Origin of the sequence: Streptosporangium sp. NPDC049078, from assembly GCF_040648855.1 — a bacterium.
Taxonomy (GTDB): Bacteria; Actinomycetota; Actinomycetes; order Streptosporangiales; family Streptosporangiaceae; genus Streptosporangium.
On the sequence record NZ_JBEZEL010000015.1, the window covers coordinates 156,825 to 177,131 of the forward strand.

Annotated in this window: 22 protein-coding genes; 17 read left to right on the forward strand and 5 right to left on the reverse strand. The window is 69.7% G+C overall.

Annotated elements, in window-relative coordinates; all coding sequences use genetic code 11:
* Positions 1 to 5: 5 nt before the first annotated feature.
* The 3 genes from AB0B90_RS25975 to AB0B90_RS25985 are packed head-to-tail and all read right to left on the reverse strand — an operon-like array spanning position 6 to position 2,568.
* The gene (locus AB0B90_RS25975) at positions 6 to 797 is read right to left on the reverse strand and encodes an ABC transporter permease (RefSeq protein WP_362925195.1); all 792 of its coding nucleotides are present in this window, start codon (positions 795 to 797) and stop codon (positions 6 to 8) included.
* Positions 797 to 1,585 (reverse strand): ABC transporter permease, encoded by a 789-nt coding sequence (locus AB0B90_RS25980; RefSeq protein ID WP_362925197.1) that lies wholly within the window; start codon positions 1,583 to 1,585, stop codon positions 797 to 799. Before AB0B90_RS25980 ends, AB0B90_RS25975 begins: the two co-directional genes overlap by 1 nt.
* Positions 1,582 to 2,568: an ABC transporter substrate-binding protein gene (locus AB0B90_RS25985; RefSeq protein WP_350948701.1), complete on the reverse strand. Its 987-nt coding sequence runs from the start codon at positions 2,566 to 2,568 to the stop codon at positions 1,582 to 1,584. The genes AB0B90_RS25980 and AB0B90_RS25985 overlap by 4 nt, the downstream gene beginning before the upstream one ends.
* 502 nt (positions 2,569 to 3,070) lie before the next feature.
* Here AB0B90_RS25985 and AB0B90_RS25990 point away from each other — a divergent pair.
* The 5 genes from AB0B90_RS25990 (at position 3,071) to ffh (ending at position 9,433) form a co-directional block, all read left to right on the forward strand.
* Positions 3,071 to 6,232: a nitrate- and nitrite sensing domain-containing protein gene (locus AB0B90_RS25990; RefSeq protein ID WP_350948700.1), complete on the forward strand. Its 3,162-nt coding sequence runs from the start codon at positions 3,071 to 3,073 to the stop codon at positions 6,230 to 6,232.
* A gap of 43 nt (positions 6,233 to 6,275) precedes the next feature.
* Positions 6,276 to 6,689, forward strand: a complete 414-nt coding sequence (locus AB0B90_RS25995; RefSeq protein WP_326646986.1) for a roadblock/LC7 domain-containing protein — start codon at positions 6,276 to 6,278, stop codon at positions 6,687 to 6,689.
* A 126-nt stretch (positions 6,690 to 6,815) separates the two neighbouring features.
* Complete coding sequence (locus AB0B90_RS26000; protein ID WP_362504964.1) at positions 6,816 to 7,214, forward strand: DUF742 domain-containing protein; 399 nt, start codon at positions 6,816 to 6,818, stop codon at positions 7,212 to 7,214.
* A gap of 13 nt (positions 7,215 to 7,227) precedes the next feature.
* Positions 7,228 to 7,788, forward strand: a complete 561-nt coding sequence (locus AB0B90_RS26005; protein WP_031158879.1) for an ATP/GTP-binding protein — start codon at positions 7,228 to 7,230, stop codon at positions 7,786 to 7,788.
* 85 nt (positions 7,789 to 7,873) lie between these two features.
* The gene (gene ffh, locus AB0B90_RS26010; RefSeq protein ID WP_350948698.1) at positions 7,874 to 9,433 is read left to right on the forward strand and encodes a signal recognition particle protein; all 1,560 of its coding nucleotides are present in this window, start codon (positions 7,874 to 7,876) and stop codon (positions 9,431 to 9,433) included.
* Here ffh and AB0B90_RS26015 read toward each other — a convergent pair.
* Positions 9,411 to 9,986: a hypothetical protein gene (locus tag AB0B90_RS26015; RefSeq protein WP_362925200.1), complete on the reverse strand. Its 576-nt coding sequence runs from the start codon at positions 9,984 to 9,986 to the stop codon at positions 9,411 to 9,413. The genes ffh and AB0B90_RS26015 overlap by 23 nt on opposite strands.
* A 258-nt stretch (positions 9,987 to 10,244) precedes the next feature.
* On the opposite strand from AB0B90_RS26015, the gene rpsP reads away from it, so the two are divergent.
* From rpsP to dprA, 12 genes are all read left to right on the forward strand, one after another.
* Complete coding sequence (gene rpsP / locus AB0B90_RS26020) at positions 10,245 to 10,748, forward strand: 30S ribosomal protein S16 (RefSeq protein WP_350948696.1); 504 nt, start codon at positions 10,245 to 10,247, stop codon at positions 10,746 to 10,748.
* A 1-nt stretch (position 10,749) separates the two neighbouring features.
* Positions 10,750 to 10,992, forward strand: a complete 243-nt coding sequence (locus tag AB0B90_RS26025) for an RNA-binding protein (protein WP_329091253.1) — start codon at positions 10,750 to 10,752, stop codon at positions 10,990 to 10,992.
* A gap of 93 nt (positions 10,993 to 11,085) precedes the next feature.
* On the forward strand, positions 11,086 to 11,634 hold the full coding sequence (rimM, locus tag AB0B90_RS26030; protein WP_350948695.1) for a ribosome maturation factor RimM: 549 nt from the start codon (positions 11,086 to 11,088) through the stop codon (positions 11,632 to 11,634).
* Position 11,635: 1 nt separating this feature from the next.
* Positions 11,636 to 12,436 (forward strand): tRNA (guanosine(37)-N1)-methyltransferase TrmD, encoded by an 801-nt coding sequence (trmD, locus tag AB0B90_RS26035; protein WP_350948694.1) that lies wholly within the window; start codon positions 11,636 to 11,638, stop codon positions 12,434 to 12,436.
* A gap of 199 nt (positions 12,437 to 12,635) precedes the next feature.
* Positions 12,636 to 12,989 (forward strand): 50S ribosomal protein L19, encoded by a 354-nt coding sequence (gene rplS / locus AB0B90_RS26040; RefSeq protein ID WP_350948693.1) that lies wholly within the window; start codon positions 12,636 to 12,638, stop codon positions 12,987 to 12,989.
* Positions 12,990 to 13,145: 156 nt separating this feature from the next.
* Positions 13,146 to 14,012, forward strand: a complete 867-nt coding sequence (gene lepB / locus AB0B90_RS26045; RefSeq protein WP_350948692.1) for a signal peptidase I — start codon at positions 13,146 to 13,148, stop codon at positions 14,010 to 14,012.
* A gap of 9 nt (positions 14,013 to 14,021) precedes the next feature.
* Entirely contained in the window at positions 14,022 to 14,615 is a 594-nt protein-coding gene (lepB, locus tag AB0B90_RS26050; RefSeq protein WP_350948691.1) for a signal peptidase I, read from the forward strand.
* Between the two features lie 64 nt (positions 14,616 to 14,679).
* Positions 14,680 to 15,366: a ribonuclease HII gene (locus tag AB0B90_RS26055; RefSeq protein WP_362897715.1), complete on the forward strand. Its 687-nt coding sequence runs from the start codon at positions 14,680 to 14,682 to the stop codon at positions 15,364 to 15,366.
* A 39-nt stretch (positions 15,367 to 15,405) separates the two neighbouring features.
* The gene (locus tag AB0B90_RS26060; protein ID WP_350948689.1) at positions 15,406 to 15,729 is read left to right on the forward strand and encodes a DUF2469 domain-containing protein; all 324 of its coding nucleotides are present in this window, start codon (positions 15,406 to 15,408) and stop codon (positions 15,727 to 15,729) included.
* Positions 15,730 to 15,980: 251 nt separating this feature from the next.
* Positions 15,981 to 16,340, forward strand: coding sequence for a YraN family protein (locus tag AB0B90_RS26065; protein WP_350948688.1), 360 nt, complete (start codon positions 15,981 to 15,983; stop codon positions 16,338 to 16,340).
* 77 nt (positions 16,341 to 16,417) lie between these two features.
* Positions 16,418 to 18,064, forward strand: coding sequence for a YifB family Mg chelatase-like AAA ATPase (locus AB0B90_RS26070; protein ID WP_362925204.1), 1,647 nt, complete (start codon positions 16,418 to 16,420; stop codon positions 18,062 to 18,064).
* The gene (dprA, locus tag AB0B90_RS26075; RefSeq protein ID WP_362925206.1) at positions 18,061 to 19,551 is read left to right on the forward strand and encodes a DNA-processing protein DprA; all 1,491 of its coding nucleotides are present in this window, start codon (positions 18,061 to 18,063) and stop codon (positions 19,549 to 19,551) included. Before AB0B90_RS26070 ends, dprA begins: the two co-directional genes overlap by 4 nt.
* Positions 19,552 to 19,636: 85 nt before the next feature.
* On the opposite strand, the gene AB0B90_RS26080 is transcribed toward dprA, so the two are convergent.
* Positions 19,637 to 20,023 (reverse strand): M23 family metallopeptidase, encoded by a 387-nt coding sequence (locus tag AB0B90_RS26080; protein ID WP_350948685.1) that lies wholly within the window; start codon positions 20,021 to 20,023, stop codon positions 19,637 to 19,639.
* Between the last annotated feature and the right edge of the window lie 284 nt (positions 20,024 to 20,307).

The following is a 20,307-nucleotide window of genomic DNA, read 5'->3' on the forward strand; positions in this document are numbered from 1 at the left end:
GGTCCTCAGGTCGTCTGCTTGGCGGATCGGTGCCAGGACAGGGCACGTCGCTCGGCCGCGAGGAACGCCGAGTTGAGCGCGTATCCCAGGACGCCGAGCACCACGATGGTCGCCCACACGCCGGGGAAGTCGTACGACCTCTGGGCGTCCAGGAGCTGGAAGCCGATCCCGTCGACGCTGCCGATCAGCTCGGAGAGCACCATGAGGATCAGCGCGAGCGACAGGCTGACCCGGAGACCGGCGAAGATCTTCGGCATCGCCGAGGGCAGGATGATCCGGAACAGTCGCTCGCGGCCCGACAGCCCGAAGACGCACGCGGTGTCCAGGTGCTGACGGTCGACGTGCCTGGCGCCGTCGCAGGCGTTGATCAGGATCGGCCAGACGATGCCGAACGCGATGAAACTGATCTGCATCCGGGGGCCGATGGCGAACAGCGCCAGGAACAGCGCGAGCAGCATGGGGGGAGGGATGGCGCGGGCGAACTGGACGAGCGGATCGACGAGACGGAAGAGCAGCGGGGAGCGGCCCAGGGCGACCCCGAGGCCGACCCCGACGATCCCGGCCAGCACCCATCCGGCCAGCAGGCGGCCGACGCTCGCCGGGAGGTTCTCCAGCGCCGCGTCGGTGAGCCAGAGCTGTTCCGCGGGGCCGGTCAGCCACATCGTGTATCCACTCGCGGCGATCTGCGACGGGGGAGGGAAACTCAGCATCTCCAGGTAGCGGGTGACCAGCTCCCACAGCAGCACGACGACAGGCACCGGCCACAGCCGGCCGACGGCACGCATCGCGCCGTTCATCACACCACCTCCGTACGGGCGGTGTGCCAGCGGAAGAGCCGCCGCTCGGCGAGCACGAACAGGCCGTTGGTGACCACCCCGATGACACCGGCCCAGATGGCGGCGGCGATGACGTACTCCGTCGTGTCCACCGCGCCCGCGCTCTCCAGGACGTAGCTGCCGATGCCGTCGGAGCCACCGCCGATCAGCTCCGTGCTGATCGCCACGATGAGCGCGATCGCCGACGCCAGCCGGACACCGGTGGCGATGAACGGCGCGGTGCTCGGCAGGGAGACCCGCCACAGCACGGCCGGCTTCCCGAACCCGAAGCTGCGGAGCGTCTCCTTGGCGAGCGGGTCGACGTCCTTGAGGCCGTACATCGTGTTGATCAGGACGGGCCAGGTCGCCGCGTAGACGACCAGGGTGACCTTCATGTCGAACCTGTCGGAGAACACGGCGAGCGCGAGGGGGATCAGCGCGATCGACGGGATCGGGCGCAGGAACTCCACGATCGGCCGCAGCGCGCTCTCCACGCGGGGCAGGCTGCCGAGCAGGAACCCGGCGGGCACCGCGATCGCGACCGTGAGCAGCAGCCCGGTCGCCCACGCGCCGAGGGTCGAGGCGACGTCGGAGAGGAACTCCCCGTCCGTCACGAGAGCGGCCGCCCGGACGAGCACCGTGGAGGCGAGCGGGAACGCGAGCGGGTCGATCAGCTCGGCCCGGCCCGCCGCCTCCATGACGCAGAACAGCCCCGCGACGCCGAGGGCGCCGCAGAGCAGTCTGTTGTCGAGCGGGTTGCGCCGTGTCACCCGAGGTTTCCGGGAAGGATGGACTTGGCCTGGATGGGGCTGGTGAGGTAGCCCTGCTCAAGCATGAGGTCGGCGACCCGCTGCAGACGGGTCTCGTCGAGGCTGGTGGGGAAGGACCCGAGCGTGATGACGGCCGCGGTCGCCGCGTCGATCTTGGTGTAGGTCGGCAGGATCTCCTCGACGGCCTTGCGGTCGGTGGCGGCGATCTGCTGGGCCTTGGCGATCGCCCGCTGGAAGGCGGCGACCGTCTTGGGGTTGTCGGCGGCGAACTTCTCGGTGACGGCCACTCCCGCGATGGGGAAGTCGGCGGTGGAGTCGACCATCGTGTCGGCGAGCTTCTGGGCGCCGATGACCTTCTGCGACGCGGTGAGGGCGGGCTCCGTCATCCAGGCGGCGTCGACGACCCCGCTCGCCAGCTGGGCCCCCATCTCGGGGAAGGGGAACTCGACGAACTCCACGTCCTTCTCGGTGAGGCCGTGCGTCTTGAGCACCGTGGTCACCGCCAGGGTGCCGATGTTCTGCTTGCTGTTGACCGCGATCTTCTTGCCCTTGAGGTCCGCCGGCGTCTTGATCGTGGAGTCCTTCGGCACCATGAGGTTGAAGGAGTTGGGGGCGGCCTGGTAGAGGTCAGAGATGATCTTCATCTTCTGGCCCTTGGAGACGGCGAGGAAGGTGGAGACGTAGTTGGTCTGCGTGGCGTCCAGGCTGCCGCCGATGAGGCCCTGCTGGGCCTGGGCGCCGCCGGGCACCGGCTCGATGTCGACGGTGAGCCCCTCCTCCTTGAAGAACCCCCTCTTGTTGGCGATGTAGAGTGCGGCGGAGTCGGGAATCGGCAGCGCCCCCATCTTGAGGCTGGTCTTCTCCAGGCCACCCGCGTTCGCCGCGGTGGTGTCAGTGGGGGTGTCAGATCCTCCGCAGGCGGTGAGCACGAGGGCCGCGGCCACTCCTGCGACGACGGCCCGGCTCGCAAGTTTGAACCTCATGGGTCTCCTTAGCTGCGTTTGACCGCCCCTGCCGGAACTCGCGATAACTCAACGGGCGACATGGAGAGGGTCCCGGGAGGCATGTTGGTCAAAGGGGGGTATGCCGACCGCGGATCAGAGTAGCGGAGTAGATCAGTCAAATTACAAATATCGCCTCTTTCGCCCCTATCGCCCCGAAGCCACAAAGCGGTCATAGCTGTCTCGGTTGTCACATGCGTATCAATCAACCGGGTGAGCGGATGTAGCGGGCATAGCGAAAGATGTCAATAAATCTGTTTGGCAACTTTGTGGAAGTTTGTGGTTACAGGGCGGAGAGTCGTCGCCCGGTTACGGGTGCTGTGTACCCGTTAAGTGAAGAATGCGAGTTATGTGCTGTTGGCCGAACTGATCCGGCTGTGCTCCAATAACCCCTACCCCATGGATGCGTCGGCGTCACTCGCACATCATTTGCGTGACGCGATCCCCTCCAAGCAGACGATCCGAGGAGAGGCAGCGGAGGCCAGTGAGGACAGCGTCAATCCCCAGCGAACGCGAATCCGGGCCGGCACCTGCCCTGGGATTCGACAACCAGGGGGGGCGGCCGCGGAGCGGCCCGGGTCAGGACCTCGACGGTCGCGACTCCGAGGAGTCCGCGAGAAACGGCAGCAAGCTAGCGCTCAAGAACTGGCGGGTGAGGTCGCGGCTCATCGCGCTCATCGTCGTTCCCACGGTGGCCGCGATCGTGCTGGGAGGCCTGCGGGTCACCGGCTCGATCAGCAGCGCCGCCGACTACGAGCGCGTGCGCACCACCGCCGAGCTCACGGCGGGTCTCAGCGACCTGGTCGACGAGCTGCAGCTTGAGCGAGACCTGTCGGCCAGGTTCGTGGCGCAGGGCCGTCCGTCCACCGGCAAGCCGAACCTGCGCAAGCAGTACGAAGAGGTCGACGAGGCCGTCGGGCAGGTGAGCCCCCGCGTCAACGCCGCGATGGCCGACAGCGGTCTGCTGGAGACCCTCGGCACCCGGGGCGAGACCGAGCTCACCCAGATCCGCCGTCGCATCGACGAGATCAAGAGCGTGCGCGAACTGGCCTCGGGGGAGAACACCCAGCTGCCGGCCCAGCCCACGATCGCCATGTACTCCCGTACCATCGCCGACCTGCTCGCCCTGCACGACGAGATCATCCAGGGCGTCTCCGACCAGGAGCTCGCCGGTGGCGCGGTCGCGTTCGCCGCGCTGGCGAGGGCGAAGGAACAGGTGTCCAGGGAGCGGGCGAACCTCGCCGTCGCCCTCGCCGTCAGGGGGTTCAGCGCCGAGGGCCTCAACGCCATGCTGGCCGCCCGCGCGCAGTTCGACGGAGAGCTCGCGACCTTCCGCTCCGAGGCGTCGGTCGAACAGCGCCAGTTCTACGACGACACGGTCAGCGGCCAGAAGAAGGACCGCGCGGCGGCGATGCGCGCCCGCGCCGTCTTCATGGCGCTCAACGGCCAGCCGCTGAGGAACGTCGACGTCTCGAAAAGCGCGCTCACCGACCAGGCGACCTGGCTCGACGCCTCGAACCACGTCGTCGAGCGCATGCGCACGGTGGAGGAAGAGGTCGCCGGCGCCCTCATCATGCAGAGCGAGGTCCTGCAGGCGACCGAGCAGCGCGGCGCGTTGATCGCCGCCGGGCTGAGCGGACTGCTGCTCCTCCTGGTCCTGATCATCACCGCCGTCATGGCGCGCTCGCTGGTCAGGCCGCTGCGCAGGCTCCGCACCGAGGCGCTGTCCATCGCCGGCCAGCGTCTTCCCGAGACCGTCCAGACCATGCGCGAGAGCGGCGAGGTCTCGACCACCGACATCACCCCGATCGGCGTCGCCTCCGACGACGAGATCGGTGAGGTGGCCCGGGCCTTCGACGAGGTCCACCGCGAGGCCGTGCGACTGGCGGGCCAGGAGGCCACGCTGCGGAGCAACGTCAACTCGATGTTCGTCAACCTCTCCCGGCGCAGCCAGACCCTGGTCGAGCGCCAGCTCTCCCTCATCGAGAGCCTGGAGCAGGGCGAGCAGGACGAGGGCCGGCTCGGCAGCCTCTTCCGCCTCGACCACCTCGCCACCCGCATGCGCCGCAACTCCGAGAACCTCCTCGTCCTCGCGGGCCAGGAGCCCGCCCGCCGGTGGAGCCAGCCGGTCCCGCTCATCGACGTGGTCCGCGCCTCGCTGTCGGAGGTCGAGAACTACGAGCGGGTCGACCTGCAGCTGTCCGCGGGAGTGTCCGTGGCGGGCACCTCCGTCAACGACGTCGTCCACCTGATCGCGGAGCTCGTGGAGAACGCGATCTCCTTCTCCCCGCGTGAGACCAAGGTCATCGTCTCCAGCAACCGCATCGACGGCGGCGGGGTGATGGTCTCGGTGACCGACATCGGCATCGGCATGACCGCCGAGGAGCTCTCCCAGGCCAACTGGCGACTGGCCAACCCACCGGTGGTGGACGTCTCCGTCTCCCGCAGGATGGGCCTGTTCGTGGTCGGCCGCCTCGCCCTGAGGCACGGCATCCGCGTCCAGCTCAGGCAGCAGGACAGTGGCGGTCTGACCGCGATGGTCCTGCTCCCGGAGAACCTGCTCGCCGTCGCCAACCGTCCGGGCGGACCTCCCGGTGGCATGCAGAGCGGCGACTGGGCGGGGTCGATGGCCTCCATGGACCGCCCGCCCGTGCTGGCCAGCCCCGCGGCCCCCCCGATACCCTCCTTCGCCTCGTTCGAGGCCGCCCACCAGAACTCGTTCGCCTCCTTCGACCTGGGGCAGCAGTTCAACTCCTTCGACGCCTCGCAGCCTCCCCTCGGAGGCGGCCAGTTCGGGCAGGCGCCCGTCGACACCCCCTGGCCGGGACAGGTACCGCCGCCCGGCGCCGATCCCAACGGCTGGCCGAACGTCTCCCAGCCCGACCCCCCGGGGTGGCAGGGACGGGGCGGCACCCGTGGCGAGGTGGGGACGTGGTCGGCGGGCCAGAGCGCACCCGCGCGTGGCGACGCCCCCGTCTGGCCCGGCGGGCAGCAGAGCAGGGACAGCGGCTCCGACGTCTGGTCGGCCGCCTCGCGCGGCGACTCCGGGGGATGGCCGTCCACCGGCGACTCCGGACCGTTCGGGCGGCGCGTCTTCGACCCGGCGGACAACACCGGCCCGCTGCCGGTGATCCCCGACTCCTCGCCCATGGAAGAGGCGAAGGAGGAGTTCCTGCCGATCTTCGCGGCCGTCGAGTCCGACTGGTTCAGGAAGGTCGAGCCGGCTCCGGCCGTTCAGGAACGGGCCGAGGCGGCCCCCGAGACCCAGGTCGCCCACGAGACCGTCCAGCTCTCGCAGCCGGCCGCCCCCTCCCAGGGGAACGGCTGGTCGTCGCCCGCCGACGTGGGCTGGCAGGCGGCCAAGGCCGCCAGCGAACCCTCACTCGGGGGGATCACCGGTTCCGGGCTGCCCAAGCGGGTGCCCAAGGCGAACCTGGTACCCGGTACGGCCGCGCCCGACCTGAGCGCGGCACCCCAAGCTCCCGTGCACCGGCCGACGATCTCCCCGGAGGCGGTGCGCAACAGACTGGCGAGCTTCCAGCAGGGAGTACGGCAGGGGCGCGCGGCCGCCAGGGGCGGAGCCGGAGACGGGCGGCCGTATCCCGACTTCGGCCGGGACGTTGAAGGAAACAAGGAGGACCGGTGAGCGAGCTCATCATGGTCGCCAAGGAGGATGACACGTGCGCGAAATGAGCCAGGCCGCCCGGGGGGTCAATTGGCTGATCACTGACTTTGTGAACAACGTCCCGGGTGTGGCGCACACGGTCGTCGTGTCAGCAGACGGTCTGCCGTTGGCGTATTCGGATGGATTCCCCAGGGACAGGGCCGACCAGTTGGCCGCGGTAGCGGCGGGTTTGATCAGCCTGACCCAGGGGGCGTCCCGGGTTTTCGAGGGCGGAGCGGTCACCCAGACCGTGGTGGAGATGCAGCGAGGGCTGCTTCTCATCATGTCGATCAGTGACGGTTCCTGTCTGGCGGTGCTGGCCGCCGCTGACTGTGACATGGGACTGGTGGCCTACCAGATGACGATGCTCGTCGAGCGGGCGGGCCAGGTGCTGACTCCTGCCGTTCGCGCTGAGCTGCAGTCTTCCCATTCACGGTAACGGCGATGACGCGAGGAGGCTGCCGTGGCAGGCCGTGGCTGGATCGGTGAGGGAGACCCGCACGGCGGGTATCCCTATCAATCAATGGACGACCCCCATCGGCAACAGGGCGGTCCCTATCAATCGATGGACGACCCCTACCGGAATCAGGGCGCTCCTTCGCATCTCATGCACCCGGCGCCGTCGGAGCAGAGCTCCCTCGTCCGTCCGTATGCGGTGACCGGGGGGCGCACAGCCCCCCGGACCCAACTCGCCCTGGAGGCCCTGGTCTCCTCGGCGACCTCCATACATCATGATTTATCCACCCGCACCCCGGAGTATCAGGCGATCAGCGGCCTGTGCCGGCAAGTGCGTTCGGTCGCTGAGATCTCCGCGATGCTCCGCATCCCGCTCGGCGTGACCCGGATCCTGGTGGCCGACATGGCCGCCGAGGGCCTGGTGCAGATCCACCAGCCGCAGCTGGACGCGGGTAAGCCGGATCTCAACCTGCTGGAAAGGGTGCTCAGTGGACTTCGCAGGCTCTAGCCGCGGCGGCGGCCTGACATCGACGAAAATCGTCGTCGCCGGTGGATTCGGTGTCGGCAAGACCACCTTCGTGGGGGCGGTGTCGGAGATTCTGCCGCTGACCACGGAGGCGGTGATGACCGACGCCAGCGCCGGGATCGACGACCTCGGCCTCACACCGAACAAGACGACCACCACGGTCGCGATGGACTTCGGTCGTGTCTCGCTGGACCGTGACCTGATCCTGTACCTGTTCGGTACGCCGGGTCAGCACCGGTTCTGGTTCATGTGGGACGACCTGGTGCGCGGCGCGATCGGCGCGATCGTGCTCGTCGACACCCGGCGGCTCGCCGACAGCTTCCCGGCGATCGACTACTTCGAGGAGGCCAAACTCCCCTTCGTCGTCGCGGTCAACGGCTGGGACGGCACCTACCTCCACGGTGAGGAGGAGGTACGCGAGGCTCTGACACTCGCGCCTCACATCCCCATCTCCCGGACCGACGCCCGCTCGCGCGACGCGGTGAAGGCCACGCTCATCACGCTTGTCGAGCACGCGCTCACCATGCGGATGGCCGTCCCCGGCTGGGGTCGCTGACCGAGGGAGGGCGTCAGTCGCACCTCCCAGCGGATAGGCTGGGAGGTCGAGTCGCAGACCTGTAGCGCAGAGGCTGGCCAATCACGTGTTCGAGACGCTTTCCGACCGGCTGACATCGGTCTTCTCCTCCCTTCGATCCAAGGGTCGGCTGTCCGACGCCGACATCGACGCGACCTGCCGCGAGATCCGCATCGCGCTGCTCGAGGCCGACGTCGCGCTGCCCGTGGTCAAGGCGTTCGTCGCCCAGGTCAAGGAGCGCGCCCGCGGCGTCGAGGTCTCCCAGGCGCTGAACCCGGCGCAGCAGGTCGTGAAGATCGTCAATGACGAGCTCATCGAGATCCTCGGCGGTGAGACCCGGCGGCTTCGCTACGCGAAGAACCCGCCGACCGTCATCATGCTCGCGGGCCTGCAGGGCGCGGGCAAGACGACCCTGGCGGGCAAGCTCGCCCGCTGGCTGCGGGAACAGAGCCACACGCCGCTGCTCGTCGCCGCCGACCTCCAGCGGCCCAACGCCGTCCAGCAGCTCTCGGTCGTGGCCGAGCGCGCGGGCGTCGCGGTCTACGCGCCCGAGCCGGGCAACGGCGTCGGCGACCCGGTCGCGGTGGCCCGTCAGTCGATCGACCACGCCAAGCGGCAGCAGCACGACATCGTCATCATCGACACCGCGGGCCGCCTGGGCATCGACCAGGAGCTGATGAAGCAGGCGGCCGACATCCGCGACGCGGTCTCGCCCGACGAGGTCCTGTTCGTCGTCGACGCCATGATCGGCCAGGACGCCGTCTCCACGGCCCAGGCATTCATGGAGGGCGTGGGCTTCGACGGCGTCGTGCTGACCAAGCTCGACGGCGACGCCCGCGGTGGCGCCGCCCTGTCGGTCCGCCACATCACCGGCAGGCCGATCATGTTCGCCTCCACCGGTGAGAAGCTCGAGGACTTCGACGCCTTCCACCCCGACCGGATGGCGTCGCGCATCCTCGACATGGGTGACATCCTCACCCTGATCGAGCAGGCCCAGAAGACCTTCGACGAGGCCGAAGCCGCCAAGATGGCGAGCAAGCTCACCTCGGGCGAGAACTTCACCCTGGAAGACTTCCTTGAGCAGATGATGATGGTCCAGAAGATGGGCCCCATCAAGAACCTGCTCGGGATGATGCCCGGTATGGGGCAGATGCGTGATCAGCTCAACCAGGTCGACGACCGCGACCTCGACCGCATCGCCGCCATCATCCGCTCGATGACCCCCGCCGAGCGTCACAACCCGAAGATGATCGACGGCTCTCGCCGAGCCCGCATCGCCAAGGGCTCCGGCGTGACGGTGACCGAGGTGAGCGGCCTGGTCACCCGCTTCTTCGACGCCCAGAAGATGATGAAGCGGATGGCCGGCGGCATGGGCATCCCCGGCATGCCGGGTGGTCGCAAGGGTGGCAAGGCCGCGCAGAAGAAGGCGGCCAAGGGGCGCAGGGTCAGCGGAGACCCGCGCAAGGCGGCGCTCGGCAAGGCCGCCCCCGGCAAGGCCGACGAGCCCGCGCCCTCCGCGGGCAACGGACTCCTCGGCAAGCTGGGCTCCCGGCAGCAGCTGCCGCCCGGCATGGAGCTGCCGCCGGGCTTCGACCCCTCGAAGTTCAAGTTCCCCGGCCAGAAATGAGCGACGACGGCTTCCACGCGCGCGCCAGGTGGATCTGGGTGATCATCGTCGGGGGGTTCATCCTCGTCGCCGTGCTCGAACTCCTCGGGGTACGCCCCAGATAGTGTTCCCACCTCGGCGCCCCGGCCTCCCCCTCGCGCGGTGAGTGCAGCGGGAACGGCGGGGGGAGCGGCACGGGCGCCAACGGCGAGAGCGGGGGTGCCAGGGACGGCCAGGACGGCGGGGACGCGACGCGCGCGGGTGCCCCCGGTGGGATCGGGATACCCCACGGGGGCAGAAGCCCCAGCGGGGCCGAGTCCTCCAGCGGGACCGGGATCACCGGTGAGGTGGGCGCTCCCCGGCTCTCCGGGCTTTCCGCGGCTCCCGAAGGTCCTGCGAAGGTCCTGGCGGAGCTGTCGGCAGAGCCGCCGGTGGGGGACGAGACGGGCGCCGGGAACACGTCGGCCTGGCCCGCCGGAGTCGTCGCCCTGATGGCCAGCACCGTGCCCAGCACGGCGATGGATCCGGTCGCGGTCAGCAGCAGGGATCTGAGGGTGGTTGCCACGGCGGCCATTTAGCGCACCAGGCCGCCCCGGAGGAGGGCCCGGACACACGGGGATTACCGAGATTTGCCCTCCGGCCGCCGTACCGGATGGCCGCGAGTTGGCAGGGCACCCCCGCACGTCTGGCACAATGACATGTTGGAACATCGTGACACGCGGTTGCCCTCTCACTCCCGCGTGCCATGCCTGTCCCTTGGACGGTCCTCTCCTCGTGCCCCACTCGATGAGACGCCGCTCACCCACGCTCTAATGCAGGAGAGACCACACCAGTGGCAGTCAAGATCAAGCTCAAGCGGCTCGGCATGATCCGCAACCCGCAGTACCGCATCGTCATCGCCGACAGCCGCACCAAGCGTGACGGCCGGGCGATCGAGGAGATCGGCCTGTACCACCCGAAGGAGAACCCCTCGCGCATCGAGGTCGACTCCGACAGGGCGGCCTACTGGCTGGGTGTCGGCGCGCAGCCGACCGAGCCCGTGCTCAAGCTCCTCAAGCTCACCGGCGACTGGCAGAAGTTCAAGGGCGAGCCGGCTCCGGCCCCGCTCCTGGTCGCCGAGCCCAAGGCCGACCGTCACGCCGTCTACGAGGCCGCGGCCAAGGAGTCGCTCTCCCTGGAGGCCGCCACCACGCCGAAGAAGTCGACCCGCAAGTCGGCTCCCAAGGCTGAGGAGGCCGCTCCCAAGGCCGAGGCCCCCAAGGCCGAAGAGGCCGCCGCCGAGACCCCGGCTGAGCCCACCGCGGCCGCCGAGGAGAAGCCGGAAGGCGAGGCCTGAGGTGCTCGAGGAGGCCCTCGAGCACCTGGTGAAGGGCATCGTCGAGCATCCTGACGACGTCCAGGTTCACGCTCGCCGCATCCGCAGCGGGCGTGTGCTTGAGGTCCGGGTCCACCCCGAGGACCTCGGTAAGGTCATCGGCCGCGGCGGTCGGACGGCCAAGGCGCTTCGCACGGTCGTGAACGCCCTTGGTGACGGCAAGTACGTCCGGGTCGATCTTCTCGACCTGAACGAGGCCCGCTAGCCGGCGAGACGCGTCCATCGAGCGAACGGGCCACCCGCCCAGCGTGGGTGGCCCGTCCGTTTTTCACAGACACCATTACGTGAGGAGGCGGGCGTGCAGCTCGTCGTAGGCCGGATCGGCCGCCCGCACGGACTCCGCGGGGACGTGTCCGTGGAGGTGCGCACCGACGAGCCGGACAGGCGCTTCGCCCCGGGCACCGCACTGGCCACGGACCCCGCGTCGACAGGCCCGCTGGTCGTCGAGTCCCGCCGCTGGCACTCCGGGATCCTGCTGGTCAGGTTCGAGGGCGTGACCGGCCGCGACCGGGCCGAGGAGCTCCGCGGCACCATGCTCGTCATCGACTCGGACGACATCCCGCCACCCGAGGATCCCGACGAGTTCTACGACCACCAGCTCATCGGCCTCACCGTGGTCAAGCCGGACGGCGAGCCGGTGGGAGAGGTGTCCGACGTGCTCCACCACGGCCAGGACCTGCTCGTCGTACGGCGCGGGAAGCCGGGGGCCAGGGGTGCCGGAGGCGCCGGGAGCGCCGAGGTCTACGTGCCGTTCGTCAAGGCGCTGGTCCCGGAGATCGACCTCGCCAAGGGCGTCCTCGTCGTGGACGCCCCCGCCGGACTGCTCGACCCGGACGAGATGGTCTGACATGCGGGTCGACGTCATCTCCATCTTCCCCGAGTACTTCGCCCCCCTCGACGTCTCCCTCATCGGCAAGGCCCGTGAGCGCGGCATCCTCGACGTCCACCTCCACCAGCTCCGCGACCACGCCCACGACGTGCACCGCACCGTGGACGACACCCCCTACGGCGGTGGTCCCGGCATGGTGATGAAGGCCGGCCCGTGGGGGGAGGCCCTCGACGCGGTCCTCGCCTCGGGCCCGGCCGGAGTCCCGAGGATGATCGTGCCGACCCCCAGCGGCGTGCCCTTCACCCAGAGGCTGGCGATGGAGTACGCCGCCGAGCCGTGGCTGCTGTTCACCCCGGCCCGCTACGAGGGCATCGACTCCCGGGTGATGGCCGAGTACGGCGCCCGCATGCGCGTGGACGAGGTCAGCGTCGGCGACTACGTGCTCGCCGGGGGTGAGGTGGCGGTGCTGGTGATGATCGAGGCCGTCGGGCGGCTGCTGCCGGGCGTGCTCGGCAACGTCAACTCGGCGGTGGACGACTCCTTCGCGCCCGGCGCGATGGAGAACCTCCTTGAGGGCCCCGTCTACACCAAACCGCCCGAGTGGCGGGGGCACGAGGTGCCGGAGATCCTTCTCTCCGGGCACCACGGGAAGATCGCCAGGTGGCGGCGCGACCAGGCGCTGCGCCGTACCGCGAGAAACCGGCCCGAACTCCTGGCGGCGCTCGACCCTGAGAGCCTGGACAAGCACGACAGGCGGGTCCTGGCGGAGCTGGAGCCGCCCGAGGCGGGCCAGGCCGGTCCGGCCGCTCTGACCGGTTGATTTCCGGTCGGTCGGGAAAATATGGCAGACTGAAGCGTTGCCGCCGACTGCCCATCCGGTCCCCAGACCGGTTTCATCGCGGCCGGTCGGCCGGCCAGTCCCGAGACATAGTCCACTTCAGCACGCGTGTCCATCGCGACGCCGCTCCGCCGCGGCCGGATGGACCTCCGGGTGCGTTCGTAAATGAGGTACCACTGCCATGCACACGCTGATCAGCGAGCTTGAGAAGTCCTCGCTCCGCACCGACGTCCCGGACTTCCGGCCCGGTGACACTCTTGAGGTCCACGTCAGGGTCATCGAGGGCAGCCGGTCCCGTGTCCAGGTCTTCAAGGGTTTCGTCCTGCGCCGTCAGGGCGGCGGCTCCCGTGAAACCTTCACCGTCCGCAAGGTCAGCTACAGCGTGGGCGTCGAGCGGACCTTCCCGGTGCACAGCCCGGTCATCGAGAAGATCGTCCTGGTGACCCGTGGCGACGTCCGCCGCGCCAAGCTCTACTACATGCGTGACCTGCGCGGCAAGGCCGCCCGCATCCGCGAGAAGCGCGAAGCCCGCTAGGCGCGTCAGCGCCCGTCGGCCTGGCCCGTGCCCCCTTCACCGGGGAGCGGGCCAGTCGCATGTAAGGAGGTTTGACCTCCTATGGCAATACGCATGGCTATGCGGTACCCCGTCACTCAAGCACTTGGTACCGCCCATCATCTAGGCTCGTCAGCGATGACTAGCGAAGACCGGGAGTACGGCGCGGTTTCGCGTCGACCTGTCGAGGACGAGGTGGACGTGGTCGCCGAAGACACTCAGAAGAGCGCCGAGGACGGCAAAGGCAAGAAGAAGGGCTCCTTCTGGAAGGAGTTGCCCGTCCTGGTCGTCGTGGCGTTGGTGCTCGCCCTCGTCATCAAGACCTTCGTGATCCAGGCGTTCTACATCCCATCGGAGTCGATGGAGAACACCCTCCTCACGAACGACCGGGTGCTGGTCAACAAGCTCGTCTACCACGTCCGTGACATCGAGCGCGGCGACGTGGTGGTCTTCTCCGGGGTCGACTCCTGGGACCCCGAGGTTTCCATCGAGGAGCCGTCCAACCCGGTCGCGGGGTTCTTCCGCTGGGTCGGCACCGCCTTCGGGGTGGTTCCCGGTGAGAAGGACTACATCAAGCGGGTCATCGGCGTCCCCGGTGACACCGTGAAGTGCTGTGACGACAAGGGCAGGGTGACGGTCAACGGGGTTCCCCTCGACGAGGACTACCTCTACCCGGGCGACGTGCCGTCCCAGAGCTTCTTCGAGGCCAAGGTCGGTGCGGGCCGCCTGTGGGTGATGGGCGACCACCGGATGGTGTCCCTCGACTCCCGCTCCCACCTCGGCGACCCCGGTGGCGGGACGATCCCGGTGGACAAGGTGATCGGCCGGGCCTTCGTGATCGTGTGGCCGTTCTCCAGGGCCACGACCCTTCCCATTCCCGACATCTTCGGCCAACCGGCCCTCAAGGCGGCCGCGGCCGTGGGAGGGGCGACACCGCTCCTCGCGGGTTTCGCGGGAGCCGTGCCGCTGGTGCTGTGGCGTCGTCGCCTGCTCTCAAGGCGGTAGCGGGATCTCATGACCGTCGAACCCGAGGCTGAGAAGAAAAAGAAGAACGGTAAGGGCGGTGGCCTGCGCGAGTCACTGTTCCTGCTGGTGTGCGGGGTGGTGGTGGCGCTGCTGCTGCAGGTCTTCGTCTTCCAGTCGTTCTACATCCCGTCCGAGTCGATGGAGAACACCCTTCTGGTGGGCGACCGGGTGGTCGTCAACAAGTTGCACGGTGACTCCGAGCGCGGCGATCTTGTCGTTTTCAAGGGCTGGAACAGCGAGGACACCATCAAGCGGGTCATCGCGGTCGGCGGTGACACGGTGAAGTGCTGCGACGCCAAGAAGCGGATCACGGTCAACGGGGTGCCGCTCGAAGAGGGTTCCTATCTCCACCCTGACGACTTCCCCTCGGGGGAGTCGTTCGAGAAGGTCGTTCCCAAGGGGCGGCTGTGGGTGATGGGCGATCACCGCACCGCCTCCGCCGACTCGCGTGCCCACGAGGAGAGGCTGGGGGAGGGGACGGTCGCCGAGAGTGACGTCATCGGCCGTGCCGTCGCGATCTACTGGCCGTTCTCCAGGGCCGCCGTTCTCAGCAGACCGGACAGCTTCCTGAAGGTGAGATAGCGGTACCGAATGCCCCGTAGGGGGCGTACTCTCTGGTCATGGTCGCTGTGCTACCCGTGGTGCCATGACGGTCGCGTTTCGCCCCAGACCCAGCGTGGTCCGGCGGGATTCGGGACTGTACGGCTACGAGCGGGCTCTCGGCCGCCGCGGGCTCGGTCCCGTGGCGGGGGTCGACGAGGCCGGTCGAGGCGCCTGTGCGGGGCCGCTGGTGGTCGCCGCCGTGGTGCTGGGCGGCCGGATCGACGGCCTGGACGACTCCAAGCTGCTCACGGCCTCCCGGCGCGAGTCGCTGTACGAGCGGATCACGGCGACCGCGCGGGCGGTGAGCGTGGTGGTGATCCCGCCGGGTGAGATCGACGCCCAAGGGCTGCACAGATCCAACATCGGAGGAATGCGCAGGGCGGTGGCGCGACTACCCTGTCACCCCGGCTACGTTCTGACCGATGGGTTTCCCGTCCCCGGCCTGCCCGCACCGTCGCTGGGCGTGTGGAAGGGAGATCAGGTGGCGGCCTGCATCGCCGCGGCCTCGATCGTGGCCAAGGTGACGCGGGACGAGATGATGGTGGCGCTGCACGAACGCCATCCCCGGTACGGCTTCGCCGTGCACAAGGGGTATGGCACCGCCGACCATCGCAGGGCTCTCAGAACCTACGGCCCGTGTCCGGATCACCGCTTCTCGTTCTCGACGGTGGCGCGGTCAGGAGCGGGCGAGGTGATGGGTGAGAATGAAGTGGGGGCCGGTGCCGTCTGATCGGGCGGGCCGGGGTGGGCGTTTAACAGGAGGACCGGTATGAGCGCAGAGGATCTCGAAAAGTACGAAGCCGAGATGGAGCTGCAGCTTTACCGTGAGTACCGCGACGTTGTCGGCCTCTTCACCTATGTCGTGGAGACCGAGCGGCGCTTCTATCTCACCAATTCCGTCGATCTTGACGTGCGCACCGCCGAGAACGGTGACGTGTTCTTCGACGTGAAGATGCAGGACGCCTGGGTCTGGGACATGTACCGCCCGGCGAGGTTCGTCAAGAACGTCCGTGTGGTGACCTTCAAGGACGTGAACGTCGAGGAGCTCGCCAAGCCCGACCTGGAGATGCCGAAGGAGGGTTTCTCCTCCTGAGCGGCTTTCCTCGACGGCCTTGAGGGGGTTCGCCCACGAAAGGTCGAGGGCTCCAGGGGGCTCCTGAGGCTCAGAGGGCTCTTGAGGACAGATGAGGGCAGCCGAGCGGCCTGAGGCGCCGTACGTGACCGAGCGGACACGAGAGGTTGTCCACAGGCGTGCGCGCTGCCCGGCCGGTTTTCCACAGATCCGCATTCGGTTCCTCGACGGTGCGGTGAGCTGAGCGAAGGTCTGGAACCGGAGGTGGTTCCATGGCCGCGAAGGACGAGCTCGGCAAACACGGCGAACAGCTCGCCGTCGACTATCTGCTCGCACACGACCTGCAGATTCTGGATCGCAACTGGCGGTGCCCCGACGGGGAGATCGACGTCGTCGCCCGAGAAGGGGACACGCTCGTCGCGGTGGAGGTGAAGACCCGCTCGGGTCGCAGTCACGGCACCGCCTTCGAGGCGGTCACGGACGCGAAGATCTCCCGCCTGCGCAGACTCGCGGCCAGATGGCTCGCCGAGTGTGAGGACCGGTGCCGGTTCGAGGCGATCCGCGTCGATGTCGTCGCCCTGGAGCGGTTCGCCGGGGATTTCGTCGTCCGCCACGAGCGGGGGGTGTGCTGATGCCTCCCCGACTCTCAGGGGCTCCGGAGGCTCCCGGCCTGTCATGGATCGTTCGCTCCCCTCGGGGGGTGAGGTGAGTGGCCGTCGCGCGCACGCGCTGTGTGGCCCTGGTCGGGGTGACCGGCCGTCTCGTCGAGGTCGAGGCCGATGTCGGCAGCGGAGTGGCGGGTCTCCACCTCATCGGGATGCTCGACACCGCGCTGAGCGAGGCCCGCGACCGGGTCCGTTCCGCGCTGGTCAACAGCCGATACGCCTGGCCAGACTCCCGGATCACGGTGAGCCTGTTCCCCGCCAGCCTGCCCAAACGCGGAAGCCTGTTCGATGTCGCGATCGCGATGGCCCTGCTCGCGGCGGCGGGATTCGTGCCCGCGGCGAGGGTCGCCGAGCCGTTCTTCCTGGGCGAGCTGGGCCTGGACGGCTCGATCAGGCCGGTGCGGGGCGTGCTCCCCGCCGTGCTGGCGGCCGTCGCCGCCGGTGCCCGCACCGTCGTCGTTCCGGCTCGTAACGCCGCCGAGGCCGGTCTCGTGCCGGGGGTGACCGTGGTTCCGGCGACCACGCTGAGCGCGCTGGTGAGCTGGTTGCGGACCGAAGGGCCGGTAGGGGGCCTCCCGCCCGGTTCTGGAGGAGCCGGTTCCGGTGGGGGCGGGGGAGGCGGGGCCGGTGCCGCGGATCGCGATTCGAGGGCCGAGGGTCCTGCCCCGCGGGGACTTCCCGGAGCGGCGGGCCCCGAAGACGCCTGCGGTGCGGGGGAGGAGTCCGGTGACGTCCCCGATCTGGGAGACGTCGCCGGGCAACCTCTCGCCCGTCGCGCGCTGGAGATCTGCGCCGCCGGCGGGCACAACCTCTGGATGCTCGGTCCTCCGGGGACGGGAAAGACCATGCTCGCCGAGCGGTTGCCGACTCTGCTTCCCACCCTGGAGCGGGACCAGGCGCTGGAGGTGACCGCGATCCACTCGGTCGCCGGTGTGCTGCCCAAGGACCGTCCCCTGCTGGTCCGCCCGCCGTTCGTGGCGCCCCACCACACCGCGACCGTCGCGTCCGTCATCGGCGGGGGCAGTGGGATGATCCGCCCTGGGGCCGTCTCGCTGGCTCATCGGGGGGTGCTCTTCCTGGACGAGGCCCCCGAGTTCTCGACGACCGTTCTCGACGCGCTCAGACAGCCGCTCGAATCGGGGCAGGTGACGGTCTCCCGGGCGCTGGCCACGGTGACCTTCCCCGCCAGGTTCGTGCTGGTGCTGGCGGCCAACAGGTGCCCGTGCGCGCGGCCCTCCACCCCGGACGACCCGTGCGCGTGCGCTCCCGCGGCCCGCCGCCGCTATCTCGCCCGGCTCTCCGGCCCGCTGCTCGACCGGGTGGACATCAAGGTCGGCCTGTTCCGTTCGACCAGGCGCGAGCTTCTCGCCGACCGCCGGTTCATCGAGCCGAGCCGGGTGGTGGCCGAGCGGGTGCTGTTCGCGCGTGAGCGGGCCGCCAAGCGGTTCGCGAACACGCCGTGGCGCTGCAACGCGGAGATGCCCGCCCGTGCCCTCCATACCGAATACCGGCCACCGGCAGTGGCGATGTCCCCGCTGCTCGGGCATCTCGACAGCGGCCGGTTGAGCGCCCGGGGCCTCGATCGGATTCTCCGGGTGGCCTGGACCCTCGCCGATCTCGCGGACAAGGATCGGCCGGAGCTCCACGAGACCCAGTCCGCGCTCGGGCTCTGGCTGGGGGAGGAACGATGAGCGACAGACTGGCACGACTCACCCTGATGCGCCTGGCCGAGCCGGGCGACACCGTGATGGGCGCCCTCGTGGCCCTACGCGGTCCCGAGGCCGCCGTCGCCCTGATCCGCGAGGGCGCCGCGGGCGTGGATCTCACCCGATGGTTCGCCGACGCCCACGGCCGCCCGGCCGGAAACCCCGGTCCACCGGTCGGAGACCTCGGTGCGTCGGCCGGAGACCTCGGTTTTGGAGTTCTCGGTCCATCGGTTGCAGAGCCCGGCTCGGCTTTTGGAGGCCCCGGTTCTGGAGGCCCCCGCTCACCTGCCGGCAACCTCGGCTCGCCGGGTGGGGTCACCGGCCTATCGGTCGGGAGGCTCGATCCATCCGGCGGTGCCCCATCCGGCTGTGTCCCGTCCGGCGGTGTCCTGTTCGGCGGTCGCTCCGAATGCGGTCGCCCCGAAGGCGAGTGCTCTGAGGCGGGTGACGGCTCGGGGGCGGTGCGGGATGGGCGGCTCGCGGCCAGGATCGACAGGGCGGTCGCCTCCTGGGCGGCCAGGCTGAGGACGGCCGACCCTGGGCGCGACCTGGCCGAGGGCGAGCGGATAGGGGCGAGGCTGGTGACTCCCGGTGATTCCGAATGGCCGACCCAGCTGGACGACCTGGGAGACTCCCGGCCCCACGCCCTCTGGCTCCACGGTGACGCCGACCTGCGGTTCTCCTGCCTCAGATCCGTCGCGGTCGTCGGTTCCCGAGCCGCCACGCCGTATGGCGCGCACGTGGCGGCGGAGCTCGGAGCGGGGCTGAGCGAGCGAAGGTGGGGGGTCGTCTCCGGCGGTGCGCACGGCATCGACGGGGCCGCCCACCGGGGTGCCCTCGCCGGTGAGGGGCCGACCGTCGCCGTGCTCGCCTGCGGCGCCGACGTCGCCTATCCCAGCGCGCACCAGCAGTTGTTCGCCGCCATCCGGTCGCAGGGGGTGCTGGTCAGCGAGTGCCCCATGGGCGCGCACCCGACCAGGCCGAGGTTTCTCATCAGAAACCGCCTCATCGCGGCCCTGACCAGGGGCGCCGTGGTCGTCGAGGCGGCCGTGCGAAGCGGGGCGCTCAACACCGCCGGACACGCGATCGCGCTCAACCGTCATCTGGCCGCGGTGCCGGGCCCGGTGACCTCGGAGTTCTCCGTGGGGTGTCATCGGCTGATCCGCCAGGGCAGGGCCACCTGCGTCACCGGTCCCGAAGAGGTGATCGAGCTCGTCGGAACGATGGGCACCGACCTGGCCCCGGAGCCGCGCGGCCCGGTGCTTCCCCGAGATCGGCTCGACCCCGAGAGCCGGAAGGTCGTCGAGGTCATGCCCACCCGGGTCGGTGTGGGGCCCGCCACGATAGCCGTCGCCGCGGGCGTCGACCTGGAGACCGTGCTCTCCTGCCTCGGAGGTCTGGCCGCCGCGGGTTACGTCGAACGCGTCTCCCGGGGCTGGCGTCTCCGCCCCGACCGCCCTCCCGGCGGGTGAAGCCCTCTTCTCGGTGGGGTCATGGGAGCGGGGTGGGCCGGGTGGCTTCCGGCCGATGGTGACGGTCAGCGCGGTCTCGGTGGGGTCATGGGGGCGGGGCGGGCCACACGGGAAGCAGGCGGACCTGGCCGTGGCCGAGGAGGAGTAACGGGTCGAGATAGGCGCGGTCACGGAGCAGGCCCCAGTGCAGGCAGGTGGCGGGGCAGTGCCCGGGGGCGTCCTGAAGGGTGCCGATCACCTCGCCGACGGCCACCGCCTGCCCGCGCCGCACCGAGGCCTGGACGGGCAGGTAGGTGGTCCGCAGGCCACCGGGGTGGAGCACGGTCACCACGCCCCGGTCCGCGAGCGGCCCGGCGTAACCGACCGTTCCCGCTCCCGCGGCGCGCACCTCGGCTCCGGGAGACGCGGAGAGGTCGGTGCCCCGGTGACCGGCCAGCCACGGCTGGGCGGGTGGCGCGAAGCCCCTGAGCACCCGTGGCCGTCCGCTGAGCGGCCATTCCCAGAGGGAGGACTCAGAAGGAGGGGACCCTCCGGAAGGGGGAGCGGACTTCCTGGCACGGGATCCCCCTGGAGCCATGGAAGCGGACTCCCCGGAAGGGGAGGTGACGGGTGCTCCAGCGGGGGGTGTCGTTCCCGCGTGGCCGTGCGCGGCCGTGCGGGCGGTCGCGGGGGTGCTCATGGGAGCCGCCGTGCCATATGCGCGGCCGGTCGCGTCTACGGGGGGTGCGAGGGAGGTCACGCGGTGGGCGCCAGCCG

What these genes read in the sequence shown, in the direction of transcription:
- lepB (WP_350948691.1), top strand. Translation starts at nt 14,022, where the DNA reads ATGACCGTCGAACCCGAGGCTGAGAAGAAAAAGAAGAACGGTAAGGGC.
- AB0B90_RS26055 (WP_362897715.1), top strand. Translation starts at nt 14,680, where the DNA reads ATGACGGTCGCGTTTCGCCCCAGACCCAGCGTGGTCCGGCGGGATTCG.
- AB0B90_RS26060 (WP_350948689.1), top strand. Translation starts at nt 15,406, where the DNA reads ATGAGCGCAGAGGATCTCGAAAAGTACGAAGCCGAGATGGAGCTGCAG.
- AB0B90_RS26000 (WP_362504964.1), top strand. Translation starts at nt 6,816, where the DNA reads ATGGACGACCCCTACCGGAATCAGGGCGCTCCTTCGCATCTCATGCAC.
- AB0B90_RS25985 (WP_350948701.1), bottom strand. Translation starts at nt 2,568, where the DNA reads ATGAGGTTCAAACTTGCGAGCCGGGCCGTCGTCGCAGGAGTGGCCGCG.
- AB0B90_RS26015 (WP_362925200.1), bottom strand. Translation starts at nt 9,986, where the DNA reads ATGGCCGCCGTGGCAACCACCCTCAGATCCCTGCTGCTGACCGCGACC.
- dprA (WP_362925206.1), top strand. Translation starts at nt 18,061, where the DNA reads ATGAGCGACAGACTGGCACGACTCACCCTGATGCGCCTGGCCGAGCCG.
- lepB (WP_350948692.1), top strand. Translation starts at nt 13,146, where the DNA reads ATGACTAGCGAAGACCGGGAGTACGGCGCGGTTTCGCGTCGACCTGTC.
- AB0B90_RS25975 (WP_362925195.1), bottom strand. Translation starts at nt 797, where the DNA reads ATGAACGGCGCGATGCGTGCCGTCGGCCGGCTGTGGCCGGTGCCTGTC.
- rplS (WP_350948693.1), top strand. Translation starts at nt 12,636, where the DNA reads ATGCACACGCTGATCAGCGAGCTTGAGAAGTCCTCGCTCCGCACCGAC.
- AB0B90_RS25995 (WP_326646986.1), top strand. Translation starts at nt 6,276, where the DNA reads ATGAGCCAGGCCGCCCGGGGGGTCAATTGGCTGATCACTGACTTTGTG.
- trmD (WP_350948694.1), top strand. Translation starts at nt 11,636, where the DNA reads ATGCGGGTCGACGTCATCTCCATCTTCCCCGAGTACTTCGCCCCCCTC.
- AB0B90_RS26065 (WP_350948688.1), top strand. Translation starts at nt 15,981, where the DNA reads ATGGCCGCGAAGGACGAGCTCGGCAAACACGGCGAACAGCTCGCCGTC.